The sequence below is a fragment of the Halomonas cupida genome (assembly GCF_900142755.1).
Taxonomy (GTDB): domain Bacteria; phylum Pseudomonadota; class Gammaproteobacteria; order Pseudomonadales; family Halomonadaceae; genus Halomonas; species Halomonas cupida.
This window is the reverse complement of sequence record NZ_FRCA01000001.1, coordinates 367504-381971: the sequence shown is the minus strand read 5'-3', so window position 1 is coordinate 381971 and position 14468 is coordinate 367504. Positions and strand designations below refer to the sequence as shown.

General features: G+C 61.5%; 12 protein-coding genes. All 12 read right to left on the bottom strand.

Annotated elements, in window-relative coordinates; translation table 11 throughout:
• Positions 1–8: 8 nt before the first annotated feature.
• The gene (gene ftsA / locus BUE38_RS01625) at positions 9–1298 is read right to left on the bottom strand and encodes a cell division protein FtsA (protein WP_073433272.1); all 1290 of its coding nucleotides are present in this window, start codon (positions 1296–1298) and stop codon (positions 9–11) included.
• 201 nt (positions 1299–1499) lie between these two features.
• On the bottom strand, positions 1500–2225 hold the full coding sequence (locus BUE38_RS01620) for a cell division protein FtsQ/DivIB (RefSeq protein WP_073433271.1): 726 nt from the start codon (positions 2223–2225) through the stop codon (positions 1500–1502).
• A 2-nt stretch (positions 2226–2227) separates the two neighbouring features.
• Complete coding sequence (locus BUE38_RS01615) at positions 2228–3184, bottom strand: D-alanine--D-alanine ligase (protein ID WP_234986733.1); 957 nt, start codon at positions 3182–3184, stop codon at positions 2228–2230.
• Positions 3181–4617 (bottom strand): UDP-N-acetylmuramate--L-alanine ligase, encoded by a 1437-nt coding sequence (murC, locus tag BUE38_RS01610; protein WP_073433745.1) that lies wholly within the window; start codon positions 4615–4617, stop codon positions 3181–3183. Before murC ends, BUE38_RS01615 begins: the two co-directional genes overlap by 4 nt.
• A 28-nt stretch (positions 4618–4645) precedes the next feature.
• Positions 4646–5731, bottom strand: a complete 1086-nt coding sequence (gene murG / locus BUE38_RS01605; protein ID WP_371860374.1) for an undecaprenyldiphospho-muramoylpentapeptide beta-N-acetylglucosaminyltransferase — start codon at positions 5729–5731, stop codon at positions 4646–4648.
• Positions 5728–6966, bottom strand: coding sequence for a putative lipid II flippase FtsW (gene ftsW, locus BUE38_RS01600; protein WP_073433270.1), 1239 nt, complete (start codon positions 6964–6966; stop codon positions 5728–5730). Before ftsW ends, murG begins: the two co-directional genes overlap by 4 nt.
• Complete coding sequence (gene murD / locus BUE38_RS01595) at positions 6963–8393, bottom strand: UDP-N-acetylmuramoyl-L-alanine--D-glutamate ligase (protein WP_073433269.1); 1431 nt, start codon at positions 8391–8393, stop codon at positions 6963–6965. The genes ftsW and murD overlap by 4 nt, the downstream gene beginning before the upstream one ends.
• Positions 8394–8400: 7 nt before the next feature.
• Complete coding sequence (gene mraY / locus BUE38_RS01590) at positions 8401–9483, bottom strand: phospho-N-acetylmuramoyl-pentapeptide-transferase (RefSeq protein WP_073433268.1); 1083 nt, start codon at positions 9481–9483, stop codon at positions 8401–8403.
• Positions 9484–9492: 9 nt separating this feature from the next.
• Entirely contained in the window at positions 9493–10866 is a 1374-nt protein-coding gene (locus BUE38_RS01585) for a UDP-N-acetylmuramoyl-tripeptide--D-alanyl-D-alanine ligase (protein ID WP_073433267.1), read from the bottom strand.
• Complete coding sequence (locus tag BUE38_RS01580; protein WP_073433744.1) at positions 10863–12386, bottom strand: UDP-N-acetylmuramoyl-L-alanyl-D-glutamate--2,6-diaminopimelate ligase; 1524 nt, start codon at positions 12384–12386, stop codon at positions 10863–10865. Before BUE38_RS01580 ends, BUE38_RS01585 begins: the two co-directional genes overlap by 4 nt.
• 36 nt (positions 12387–12422) lie before the next feature.
• Positions 12423–14147, bottom strand: a complete 1725-nt coding sequence (locus BUE38_RS01575; protein ID WP_073433266.1) for a peptidoglycan D,D-transpeptidase FtsI family protein — start codon at positions 14145–14147, stop codon at positions 12423–12425.
• Positions 14144–14467 carry a cell division protein FtsL gene (gene ftsL, locus BUE38_RS01570; protein WP_073433265.1) on the bottom strand — a complete coding sequence of 108 codons (324 nt, stop codon included), beginning with the start codon at positions 14465–14467 and terminating at the stop codon, positions 14144–14146. The genes BUE38_RS01575 and ftsL overlap by 4 nt, the downstream gene beginning before the upstream one ends.
• Position 14468 lies beyond the last annotated feature (1 nt).

Here is a 14468-nt window from a genome sequence, read left to right as displayed (position 1 = left end):
CGGCCCTCTCAGAAATTTCCTTTGAACCAGCCCTTGATCTTTTCCAGCGCAGGAGTCCTTTCCTCTGGTCCACGCCGGGAGGCGTCCTCGCGCCTCGGTTGCGTCGAGGTCGTGCCACCCTGCCCCTGGCGGCCATGGCCCTGTCGGGCTTCATGTAAAGCGTAATGTAACAAGCCGACGCCCGTCGAATAAATCGGGTTTCTTACCACGTCGGCCAGCCCACGTACGTTCTGGGGACAGGCAATGCGAACCGGCATATGAAAGATCTCTTCTGCCAGTTCAACGACACCTTCCATCCGTGAGGTGCCTCCGGTCAATACAACCCCCGCCGCCACCAGGTCCTCGTAACCACTGCGCCGTAGCTCATCACGCACCAGCGTGAACAGCTCCTCGTAGCGAGGCTCGACGACTTCGGCCAGTGACTGGCGTGACAGGTCTCGCGCCGGGCGCTCCCCGACACTGGGAACCTTGATCATTTCATCGCTGGAAGCCAGCTGGGTCAGCGCACAGGCGTACTTGACCTTGATCTCTTCTGCATACTGCGTCGGTGTGCGCAGCGCCATGGCGATGTCATTGGTGACCTGATCGCCGGCGATTGGAATCACTGCAGTATGTCGAATGGCGCCTTCAGTAAAGACTGCAATATCGGTCGTTCCACCACCTATATCGACCATACAGACGCCAAGTTCACGCTCGTCCTCGGTGAGCACCGCGTGACTGGACGCCAGTTGCTCGAGAATGATGGCATCGACTTCAAGGCCGCAACGGCGCACACACTTCTCGATGTTCTGGACCGCATTCAATGCCGCCGTCACCAGGTGCACTCTGGCTTCCAACCTTACCCCGGACATGCCCAGCGGCTCACGAATACCGCCCTGGGTATCGATGGCAAACTCCTGAGGCAACACATGCAACACCCGCTGCCCTTCAGAGATGGCGCGTGCCCGTGCCGAGTCGATCACCCGGTCGATGTCGGAAGGCGCAACCTCGCGCTCCTTGATCGCCACCACGCCATCGGAGTTCATGGAACTGATATGGCTTCCGGCTATGCCGACATACACGGAGTGAATGTCGCAACCTGCCATCAGCTCCGCCTCTTCGACAGCACGCTGAATCGATTGCACGGTGGATTCGATATTGATCACTACACCCTTCTTCATGCCACGCGAAGGGTGAGAGCCGATACCGGCAATTTCAATACCACCGTCGTCAGTGGGTTGACCCACGATCGCAACGACCTTGGATGTTCCGATATCCAGCCCGACTACCATATTGGACACGTTGGATGCACCTGCCATGAGTCGGGAGTTCTCCTCGAGTCAATTCCCCTGAATTCGGGAATCTATTACAGAAATAAAAAACCTGGGACGATTATAGAAACAACTACAGGTACTCTACCACCCCAGAACCTATACTTATTTCACGATACGGGTTGTTTCTTTCAAAGGAAATACCCGAATCTCATCAATAACAAATACACCAGGGGCATCCGACGCTCTTCAGCCTTGCCTGGAATCACCTTCCTCGACGGGCTCGGTCTCACCATGCCAGGCCACGGCGATGCCATTGGGATAACGTAGATCAATGTAGCGAATATGCGACGCCACACTACCAAGTTCCCGCCGCCAGGCAGCCTCCAGACGCCCCAGGCGCCCGGCCCTGTCATTACGTCCAAGAATTACCCAGACACCATCATCAAGTTGAAACCGCCAGGCACCGCGAGCCTCGAGACGTAATTGTTCGAGGCCGACATTCATGGAATCGAAGCGTTCAGAAAGTTCCGAGTAATAAGTCAGAACTTCCTTACCTGAGTCCCTGGGCCCAGCCAGAACCGGCAATCCTTCAGGCGGAGTGATGGTTCCGAAGTCGAAAGGAACACCGTCGCCATTCAGCAACTGATCATCATTCCAGGTAGCCACCGGAACCTGCTCGGTGAGTTCAAACGTCAATGCATTGGGCCACTCGCGGCGAATGCGGACTTCCCTCAGCCAACCCACCTTCAGTGCCTGCTCACGCAACTCCTCGATATCCACGGACAGCCATGTCTGGCTGCGAATCAGTGGCGTCAACTGGTTCCTGAGATAGTCCGCATTGGCGTATTGCAACTCGCCGCGGATCGACACCCTCTGGATCGGCCGATCCAGCCACAACCACAGGGCGTTACCGCCGGCGGCCAGCAACAGGCCGAGCAGCAGGATGCCGAACAGGGTGCCACGGCGCATCATGATCAGTTGCGCTCCTTGACGTCGGCGAGGATCCGCACCACCAGCTCATCGAAGTCGATCCCCGCATGCGCCGCCGCCTGAGGGACCAGGCTGTGGTCGGTCATTCCCGGAACCGTGTTGACCTCAAGCAGCCAGAAGCATCCCTCTGCATCGCGCATGACATCGACTCGTCCCCAGCCAGAGCAGCCTACAGCGGCAAATGCTGACAGACTGAGTTCAGCCAGTTGGGCTTCCTGTTCAGGCTCGAGACCACAGGGCAAATGGTAGAGAGTGTCATTGGACAGATACTTGGCTTCATAGTCGTAGAACCCATTGGGAACCTCGACTTTAATGGCCGGCAGGGCACTGTCTCCGAGAACAGACAAGGTAAACTCGCTTCCCACCACAAATCGCTCGGCCATCACCCGCGCGTCGTATTTCGCAGCGTCCTGCCAGGCCTTTTCCAGCTCATCCAGGTGGCGCACGATGGTGATACCGATGGTCGAACCTTCATGAACCGGCTTGATGATCATCGGCAGCCCGAGACGCTCGATCAGCTCCGCACGATCAGTCGCGGCGGTCATCTCGATGCTTTCCGGGGTGGGTAGACCAGCCGCCTGCCACAGCGCCTTGGTGCGCAACTTATCCATTCCCAGCGCCGAAGCCATCACACCACTGCCGGTATAGGGGATACCCGCCAGCTCCAGGGCTCCCTGCAGGCAACCGTCCTCCCCTCCCCTGCCATGCAAGGCAATGAACACGATATCCGGCTTGAGCGCTTCGAGGCCGGCCATGCCATCCTCGGCGAAGTCGTAGCCGATGGCATCGACTCCACTACGCTGGAGCCCAGCGAGAACCGCGGCGCCGCTGTTGAGCGAAACCTCCCGCTCGGCACTGTGACCACCGAACACCACCACCACTCGACCAAAATCCCGGCCCTGCATGGTCCCGCCCTGCGTGGTCCCGCCCTGCGTGGTCATAGTGTCACCTCATCAAGCTGCAACCGGGCATCCGCCAGGCGCTGGGAAATTCCTCCCACATCGCCTGCGCCCTGGGTAATCAGGATATCGTCGGGGCGCAGGACATTGGCCAGCAGCGCAGGCAGCTCCGCCTTGTCCTGCACAAAGATCGGATCGACTTCACCACGCTGGCGGATGGAGCCTGCCAGGCTACGGCCGTCGGCGCCCGGCAAGGGGGCTTCACCTGCGCTGTAGACATCGAGCAGCAACAGGGTGTCGACGCCAGCCAGGACACGCACGAAATCCTCATAAAGGTCACGCGTGCGTGAGTAACGGTGCGGCTGATAGACCATCACCAGGCGGCGCTTCGGCCAGCCGTCACGAACGGCATTGATGACCATCTCGACTTCGCGGGGATGGTGGCCGTAGTCGTCCACCAGCATGACCTTGCCATCGCCCTGGGCCACGGGAAATTCACCATGCACCTGAAAGCGCCGGCCGACACCAGCAAAGCTGACGAGGCCTCGGCAGATGGCCGCATCATCGACGCCGGCATCCGTAGCCACAGCAATCGCTGCCAACGCATTCAGCGCATTGTGACGCCCCGGCATGGCCAGCCTGATATCCAGCGACTGCAGGCCTCCCGGGCGAACTGCCGTGAAACGTACCTCACCAGCGGTCTGCACAAAGTCCTCGATGCGATAATCGGCATCCTCGGAGAAACCGTAGGTGACGAACTGGCGATTGATCGACTCGAGCAGCCCACGCACGTTGTCATCATCGATGCACAGCACCGCCAACCCGTAGAACGGCAGGTTGTGCAGAAACTCGATGAAGGTGGTCTTGAGGCGCTCGAAATCGCCGCCATAGGTGCTCATGTGATCGGCATCGATGTTGGTGACGATGCTGACCATCGGCTGCAGGTGCAGGAAGGAAGCGTCGGACTCGTCAGCCTCGGCCACCAGATAATCCCCCTGCCCCAACTGAGCGTTGGTGCCGGCACTGGTCAACTTGCCACCGATGACGAAGGTCGGATCCAGACCACCTTCTCCAAGCAGCGTCGCTGTCAGACTGGTGGTGGTGGTCTTGCCATGGGTACCTGCCACGGCAATTCCGTGGCGGAAACGCATCAGCTCGGCCAGCATCTCTGCACGGCGTACCACTGGAACACGGTGCTCGTGGGCCCATACCAGCTCGGGATTGTCATCGCTGACCGCCGTGGAGACCACTACCACGTCCGCCTGGGCAGCGTTTTCTGCCGCATGGCCAATGAAGACGCGTACACCGCAGCTTTCGAGCCGCGTCACCACCGCTGACGATTTCAGATCGCTACCGGACACCTGGTAGCCCTGATTGGCAAGAACCTCGGCGATGCCACACATACCGGCGCCACCAATGCCAACGAAATGAATGCGACGAATACGACGCATCCCCAGCCCACGACTGGGCGTCATCTGACCGGGAACCGGCCCATTGGTTTGATTACTCAAGACCTGTCTCCATACAGCCTGCCACCAATCGCTCAACGGCATCGAGGTGGGCCTCGGCCCGAGCCTTGCCTGCCATGTCGGCGAGGGTCGCAGGGTTGAGCAGCGCTGTCAGACGCTCGGCCAACAGCGCTGCGCTCATGTCTTTCTGCTGAATCAGTGCCGCCGCCCCGGCATCCACCAATGCCTGGGCATTGACCGTCTGATGGTCGTCCACCGCGTGAGGAAAAGGTACAAACAACGCGGGCTTCGCGGCAGCAGCCAGCTCGGCTACGGTCAACGCTCCGGAACGGCACACCACCAGGTCAGCCCAGGCATAGGCCTGAGCCATCTCACCAATGAAGTCCGTGACGTCGGCCTCGACACCCTGCCTGGCATAGGCTGCCCGAGTGTCGGCATCCTTGTCGCGACCGGCCTGATGGCGAATCTCCGGGCGCAGCTCCTCGGGCAACAGCGCCAGCGCCTCGGGCAACTGCCGATTGAGCGCCAGCGCACCCAGCGAGCCGCCAACCACCAGCAGGCGCAGACGGCGGTCCTGCATATCAGCGACCTGTCGCGGCTGCTGGCCCAGAGTTGCGATATCCTCTCGCACCGGGTTGCCGACGACCTCCGCTGCATCGCCGAACGCCTGAGGAAAGGCCGCATAGGTACGTGCGGCAAGGCGTGACAGCACTCTATTGGTCAACCCTGCCACCGCATTCTGCTCATGAATCACCAGCGGCCGTCGCGTCAACCAGGCCGCCAGACCGCCGGGACCACTGGCGAAGCCTCCCATGCCGACAACCAGTTGAGGGTCGAAACGCTTGATCACTGCACGCGCCTGACATACCGCTCGCGTCAGGCGTACCGGTGCCATCAGCCACCCAGCCAGACCATTCCCACGCAAGCCGCTGATCGCAATCTGATTGAGCGGCAAACCGGCTTCGGGCACAAGGCGATTCTCGATACCTCGGGGACTGCCCAGCCACTCGACCGAGGCGCCACGCTCGCCGAGGGCGCGGGCCAGCGACAGTGCTGGAATGACATGTCCGCCGGTGCCACCCGCCATGATCAACACACGCCGTCCTTGCAGGTCACTCACGGCTTGACTCCTTGTGCATTACTGCGTTTGCGTGCGGTGGATTCGCGACGCGCCGTGGGCGCTGCCTGGCGCTGGCGTTCGCGCGTTTCGATATCCGCCCTGAGCAACAGGGCGACCATGACACAACTCACCACCAGGCTGGAACCGCCATAGGAAAGCAGCGGTAATGTCAGCCCCTTGGTCGGTAGCATGCCGGTGCTGACGGCAATGTTGATGAAGGCCTGGGCCCCGATCACCAGAGCGATGCCGTAGCTCATATAGGCCGCAAAAGGCTGGCGTGCCAGCTCGGCACGACGGCCTATGGCCATGGCTCGCCATACCAGCATGGCAAACAGCCCGACCACGATGATCGCCCCCAGCATGCCGAGTTCCTCGGCCAGCACCGCAAACACGAAGTCGGTATGCGCCTCGGGAAGATAGAACAGCTTCTGGACACTGTTGCCCAACCCCATGCCGAAGACATGGCCTCGGCCGAAGGCGATCAGCGCCTGAGTGAGCTGATAGCCACTGGCGAACTGGTCGGCCCAGGGGTCAACGAAGCTGGTGAGGCGCGCCATGCGATAGGGCTCGGCAATGGCCACCACTGCTCCCAGCAGACCCACCATCACAAACAACAGCAGAAAGCGCCCCCAGGGAGCTCCTGCCATCAGCAGCATGCCCATGACACAGCTGGTCATGACCACCACACCGCCGTAGTCGGGTTCGAAAATCAACAGCACAGCGACGACGCCGACTACCATCAAGGGCCGCAGGAATGCGCCCCATTGCCGACGAACCTCGGGGAGAAAGCGCTCCAGGTAGCCGGCCATATAGGTGATCAGACAAAGCTTGGCGACTTCGGAGGCCTGGAGATTGAATGGCACCCCGGGAAGTGACAACCAACGACGGCTACCATTGACTTCACGCCCCACCACCAGCACCAGTGCCAGCAACGCCAGACCGATCAGCAACAACAGTGGCCCATTGGCCTTCCACCAGGCCAGTGGAATACGCAATGCCAGCGCACCAATGGTGACACCGCCCAGCACGAAGATGCCGTGACGAATACTGAAATACCAGGCATTGCCGGTCAGGCTCGTGGCCACCTCGGTGGACGCCGAGGTCACCATCACCCAACCGATCAACAACAGAGAAAAGGTAGCCACCAACAACCAGCCATCGAAAGCGTGGTCACGGGTGGACAGGCGCCGGCGGATTTCCGCCAGACGGTGGAAGGTTCTGGCAATTCGACTCATGACGGCTCCTTGTCAAGCGAGGACCGGTCGGCATGACGTTCGACCCAGGCCCGGAAGGCATCGCCACGTGCCAGATAATTGATGAACTGATCGAGACTGGCGCAAGCCGGTGACAGCAATACCGCGTCGCCCGGCTCGGCGATCCTGCGCGCATGCGCCATGGCATCCTGCATGTCAGCCACCTGGATCAGGTTCACGTATCCGCCGAGTGCCGCTTCCAGCTTGTCGGCATCGGCCCCGAACAGAATGGCTTCACGCGCGTATCTTGCCAGAGGCTCGGCCAGCGGGCGAAAGTCGGCGCCTTTGCCAACGCCACCGGCCAGTAGTACCAGACGACCGGACAACGCTGGGCCCAGGCCTTCGATGGCCGCCAGGGTCGCACCAACGTTGGTGCCTTTGGAATCATTGATCCAGGCAACACCATCGATCTCGGCGATCAGCTCACTGCGATGAGGCAGACCTCCGAAGCGCGCCAGCACTGTGCGCATCGCGCTGATCGGCAGCCCCAGCTGAGCGCCCATCGCCATGGCCGCCAGAGCGTTGGCCTGATGATGACGCCCCTTGAGACGCATCTCCGCCACCGGAAACAACGGGCTTTCACCACGGACGAACCAGGCATTACCTTGCTGCTCGACAACGCCCCAGTCATCACTTCCGGTGACGGGAGCCCCGAGCGTGAAGCGTGATTGCACGGCCAGCGGTGCCTCCGGCCAGGTCATGGAATCATCGGCGTTGAACACTGCCTGGCTCGCGCCACGGTAGATACCGAGCTTGGCGCGCCGATAACCCGGCATATCGCCATGCCGATCCAGGTGGTCTTCGCTGAGGTTGAGAAAGGCTACGCTGTCGGCGGCCAGACAGGGCGTGGTCTCGATCTGGAAGCTGGACAGTTCGAGCACGAACAACTCAGCATTCGGCTCGCTGGCCAGCAGATCCAGCGCCGCGGTTCCCAGATTACCTCCCACAGCAACCCTGAGCCCTGCCTCACGGGCCATTTCTCCCACCAGCGTGGTCACGGTGGACTTGGCGTTAGCACCGGTAATGGCAGCGATGCGGCCCTGACAGGCTCGCCGGAACAGAGCGATCTCGCCGATCAGGCGCGGCTCGCCGGTCTGCGGGTTGAGCTCGTCGAGCAAGGCAGCAAAGGGTGGCTGATATGGGTCGATACCTGGACTCAGCACCACCTCGTCGGCGGCAGAGAGGTCGAGGCCATCCAGCGGCCCCAGACGCAGCGGCACCGTGGCGAACTGCTGGCGAAACGCCTCGAGCCCTGCGGGCGACTCACGGGTATCGATCACCACGAAGCGCCGCCCCAGACGTTGTAGATGGCGACAGATCGCCATTCCCGAGACCCCTAGCCCTACCGCGACAGTGACTCCCGACGGCACCTGATACTGTTTAGGCAGCGTGTACTGGCTGGCGGTCATGCGTTCCTCAGCGAATCTTCAGTGTGGCCAGCCCCATCAGCACCAGCACTACGGTGATGATCCAGAAGCGTACAATGACCCGAGGTTCGGGCCAGCCCTTGAGCTCAAAGTGGTGGTGCAGCGGTGCCATGCGGAAGATGCGCCGCCCGGTGAGCTTGTAGGAGCCCACCTGCAGGATCACCGAGACAGTTTCCATGACGAAGACCCCGCCCATGATGAACAGCACCACTTCCTGACGCACGATGACTGCCACAACCCCCAGGGCCGCGCCCAGCGCCAGCGCGCCGACATCCCCCATGAACACCTGAGCGGGATAGGTATTGAACCACAGGAAACCCAGCCCCGCGCCAGCAATGGTGGCGCAGAATACCGCCAACTCACCGGCACCGGGAATCAGCGGAATCTGCAGATACTCGGAGAACACCGCGTGGCCACTGGCATAGGCAAAAACCGCCAGGCCCATGGCGACCATCACCGTGGGCATGATGGCCAACCCGTCGAGACCATCGGTGAGGTTGACCGCATTGGAACTGCCAACGATCACCAGGTAGGTCAGCAGGATGTAGAACACCCCCAACGGCAGCACGAAATCCTTGAACAACGGCAGGATCAGGCTGGTCTCGACCGGAGAAGCAGCGGTCAAATACAGTTCGAGGGCGGCAGCAAGGCCAATCACTGACTGCCAGAAATACTTCCAGCGCGCCGGCAGACCTCGTGGATTCTTCTCCACCACCTTGCGATAGTCATCGACCCAGCCGATGGCACCGAAGCCGAGGGTCACAATCAACACAACCCAGACGTAATGATTGCTCAGGTCTGCCCACAGCAGAGTACTGATGGCCATGGCCAGAAGGATCATCGCCCCGCCCATGGTAGGTGTTCCGGCCTTGGACAGATGCGACTGCGGTCCATCGTCGCGAACGGCCTGACCAATCTGGCGCTCCACCAGACGACGAATAACGATCGGCCCGAGCCACAGGCATAGCACCAGCGCAGTGATGGTCGCGAGGATCATGCGTAGCGTGAGGTAGCCGAAAACATTGAAAGCGCTCTGGTAGCGCGCCAGAAATTCCGCCAGAAAAAGCAACATGTATCAGTATCACCTTGAAACATCTGACCGCAGGGCAGCCACGATTCGCTCCATACCTGCCGACCGCGAGCCCTTCACCAATACGCTCGCATTGTCCGGTAGATGGTGCTGCACATGATCAACCAGTGCCGCCTGATCGGAAAAATGGTACCCACCTTCACCGAAGGCCTGGCTGGCCGCTTGCGCGGCCTCACCCAGAGTACCGAGAAAATCGATGCCGCAGTGTCGAGCATACAGCCCGACGTCGGCGTGCAACGCTTCAGCTGCATCCCCCAGCTCGCCCATGGCACCCAGCAGGCACCAGCGCGGCGCGGGTAGACACATCAATGTATCGATCGCCGCTTTCATGGCACCAGGGTTGGCGTTATAGGTGTCATCCAGCAACCGAGCACCACGTATTCCCTGCTCAACTACCAGGCGACCCGCAACCGGGGCCACTTCGGCCAGCCCGGCCACGACATCCTCGGCCGCCAGCCCGATCGCCAGACCCGCCGCGGCGGCAGCCAATGCATTGGAGACATTGTGGCGCCCCATCAGCGGCAACTGGACGCGCCCCAGGCAACGGCCATCCAGAGTCAGCGTGAAAGCATAGCGCCCGAACTCGTCACAAACCAGATCCGATGCCACCATCCGCGCCCCGTCAGCGAGTGAGAAATCGATGACTTCATGCGGAGAGGCCAGACGCTCCCAGAGGGGGAAGAACCGGTCATCGCGGTTGAGTATCGCAATGCCATCCTCGGACAGGCCGGCCAGAATCTCTCCCTTGGCCTGAGCAATCCGCCCCATGCCTCCGAACTCGCCGACATGGGCACCAGTGACATTGGTGATGACCGCGACTTGTGGCTCGGCCAGCATCGTCGTCCAGGCAATTTCACCGATATGATTGGCGCCCAGTTCGACCACAGCCCGCTGATGTTCGGTCTGCAGTGAAAGCAGGGTCAAAGGGGCGCCGATATCATTGTTGAGGTTGCCCTGTGTGGCAAGCACCTTGCCGCTCCGTGCCAACAGCGTGGCCAGCATCTGCTTGACGGTTGTCTTGCCGCTGTTGCCGGTCACCGCAACCAACGACCCGCCCCAGACACGCCGCCGCGCACGTCCCAGCAAGCCCAATGCAAGGCGCGTATCGCCAACCACCAGTTGTGGCAACGGATCATCCTGGGCTTCTTCCACCACAGCAGCGACAGCGCCTGCCTCGCGGGCCTGTGCAACGAAATCATGACCATCGAATCGCTCACCACGAATGGCAATGAACAAGGCTCCCGGTCCGAGCCGCCGGGTATCAGTGACAATGGCCTCGACACTCGCCTGCGGGTCGGCAGCAGACAATCGCTGCCCCAGGGCCTCGGCAACCTCTTTCAGCGTGCCCAGTCCACAGGCGCTCATTCGGCACGCCCCTCATCTGTCCGAGCAGCTCCTGTCCGTAAAGACAGGGCGCGCTGCGCCTCCTCGAGGTCGGAAAAGGCGTGACGCACACCCTGTATTTCCTGATAGGTCTCGTGGCCCTTGCCGGCAATCAGAATCACGTCGTCGGGCCCCGCCTGCTGGATGACCCTGGCAATGGCCTCGCCACGCCCCGCGATATTCCAGCTACGTTGACGAGCCGCGTTGTCCAGCCCCGCGCTCATCGCCTCACGAATCGTTTCGGGGTCTTCACTGCGCGGATTGTCATCCGTAATCACCACCCGGTCGGCATGTCGAGCCGCGGCCTGAGCCATCAGCGGGCGCTTGCCGGCATCGCGATCACCACCGCAGCCAACGAGACACCATAGTTCTCCATCACCAGGCAGGTGTGCCTTCAGCCCCTGCAGGGCGTTGTCCAGTGCATCCGGTGTGTGGGCGTAGTCGACCACCACCGTCGGTGCTTCGGGCCGCACCAGCGGCTGCATGCGCCCCGGCACCGGCGTCAGGCGTTCTGCGGCGGCCACCAGAGCATCCATGGAGGCACCCAGACCATAGAGTGCGGCCATGGCCAGCAGCACGTTGTCGAGGTTGAAGCGCCCCATCAGTGGCAATACCAGCACGCGCTCACCTTCCGGTGTCGCAATCAGCGCACGCTGACCATTGGCATTAGGCAACCACTCGACCACACGCAGCGAGACGCTGTCATCCTCTCCTGTGGCCAATACCCGTACATCCTTGCCGATGCCGGCAAGCATCAGCCGGGTGAGAGGGTCGTCACCATTGACCACTGCCAGGCTCAATTCAGAGCGCTTGAACAACAGTGCCTTGGCAGCGGCGTACGCCACCATGCTGCCGTGGTAATCGAGGTGGTCGCGACTGAGGTTGGTGAATACTGCTGCCGAGAACCGGCAACCAGCGACGCGCTGCTGGTCCAGCGCATGGGAAGACACTTCCATTGCCACACGGGTGATCCCCTGACCAGCGAGCTCTCCCAGTTGTCGCTGCAACGCCAGCGGCTCAGGGGTGGTCAGCATGCCCTGGACCAGAGCACCGGGACGGCCATGGCCCAAGGTACCCACTAACCCGGTATCGACACCGACCTCCCGCGACAGCTCGGCGATGTAGTGGGTTACGGAGCTCTTGCCGTTGGTGCCGGTGACTCCGATCAACTCCAACTCATCCGGTACCTGATGAACCTCGCGAGACAGCTCCCCGACCTGCTCACGCAAGCCGTCGAGCCAGACTACGGATTCACTGACAGAAGCGTCGATAACTTCATCACGCTCAGCAAGCACCAGCACCGCACCGGAAGCCAGTGCCTGATCGATGTAATCACGGCCGTCGGCGCCAACCCCGGGGATGGCGACAAACACACCACCGGCGGTCACTTCGCGACTATCTGTGGTGAGTGGGCCCAACTGCTTCGGTAGCCCGGCAGGCACCACACTGTCAGGCCAGAGTCGGTTCAATGCGGCAGCGAGTCGTGCCGTGGGTATGCTCATATCAACAGTGTCCAGCATCGGAATAGGGCAATGAAATCATTGGTCCTCCTCACCGCTTTCGGGGTTGTCCGGCGGCACATCAAGGATGCGCAATGCACTGCCGGCGATGCGCGAGAAGACCGGTGCCGCGATGGCGCCACCATAATAGGCGTCGCCACGCGGGTGGTCGATCATCACCACGGTAATGATGCGCGGGTCGGAGACCGGAGTGATACCGACGAAGACCCCGCGGTAGGCATTCTCCTGATAGCCCCCACTGCCAGTCTTGCGCACCGTGCCGGTCTTGCCCGCCACCGTGTAGCCAGGAACTTCAGCGCGACGCGCCCCGGTATTGGGCTCGACCACTTCATCCATCATGCCCAGCACCTGGTCGGCGACATCCGGGCGGACGATCTGTTCCCCCTGAGGCGACTGATTGAGTCGCAGCAGCGAGGGTGGCATGTACTCGCCGTGGTTGGCGATGGCGGTGTAGGCACTGGCCAGTTGCAGCGCGGAAACCGACAGACCGTAGCCATAGGACAGCGCCGCCCACTGACTGCTCGACCAGACCTGAGGAGATGGCACCTCACCCGTGGCCTCCCCCGGGAAGCCAGTACCCGGCGCCTGGCCGAAGCCCAACTGACGGTAGCGATCCGGCACCACCGGTTCATCCAGTTGCAGCGTCAGCTTGGCCATGCCGATATTGGATGACTTGCGCAGAATCCCCGCCAGGGTCAGTTGGCCGTTGTTGGACACATCACGAATCGTGTAACTGTCGATGCGCATCCAGCCCGGTGACGTATCGACCACGGTATCCGCCGGGAAGCGTCCAGTCTCGAGCAATGCCGACATGGCCAGTGGCTTTATCACCGAACCCGGTTCGAAGGCATCGACCATGGCCTGATTGCGCAGGCCCGCCGGATCGAGACCGGCACGGTTGTTGGGGTTGTAGGACGGCTGGTTGGCCATGGCCAGTACCTCACCGGTACGCGCGTCCATCATGACTACGCTGCCGCCATCGGCATCATTCTCGTCCACCGCCACCTTGAGCTCACGATAGGCGATGTACTGCAGACGCTGATCGATGGACAGTGCCAGGTCACCACCAGGCTGAGCCTCCTGGACCACCTCCAGATCGCGCACCAGGCGGCCACGACGGTCCTTGATCACGCGGCGCTTGCCCGGCTGACCAGCCAGCCAGGATTGATAGGCCAGTTCCAGCCCTTCCTGCCCGTGGTCATCGACATTGGTCACGCCGATCACCTGGGCCACGACTTCACCCGCCGGGTAATAGCGCTTGTATTCTTCCCGCGCATGCACCCCTGGCACGCGAAGATCGAGCACCTGCTGGGCAGCCTCGGGTGTCATGCGCCGACGCAGGTACATGAATTCGCGATCACGGTAGTTCTCGATACGATCCTTCAGTTCCCTCAGGTCCTGACCCAACGCCTGAGCCAGCAGGACCAGTTGGACATCGTCATTCGGCAGGTCCTGGGGGTTGGCCCACACCGTAACGACCGGCGTCGACACCGCCAGGGGCTCTCCGTGGCGGTCGGTGATCATGCCCCGGTGGGCGGGAATCGGATCGGTACGCAGAATACGGGCATTACCCTGCACCTGCAGGAAATTGCGGTCGATGACATGCAGATTGACGATACGCCCGGTCAACAGCCCCAGCCCAATCAGGATCAAGGTCATCATTACTATGTAACGCGTCTTGCCCATGGGAGCCATGGGCGGTGGGCGACGCGGCGTCACACCACGGGACTGCTCTGTACTCATGGCGTGATGACCTCGACATTGTGAACATCGGGCAGGTGCATCTCCAGACGCTCGATCGCCAGGCGCTCGATGCGCGAAGGTGCCGACCAGGCACTCTCCTCGAGCAGCAACTGACCCCACTCCGTCTGCAACTGCTGTTGCTCACGCTCCAGTTGCTGGAGCTGTGCATACTGGACACGCGTCTGATGGCTGACGCTGATCACCGCCAGAGCGCTGAGCAGGCAGGCAGCCAACAGTGCCAGCACCAACAGGAAACGAGGCGTGATGGTCTGTCTGAGAGGCCATCCAAAGGCATTGATATCCAGCCGTCCTTGAGCCATG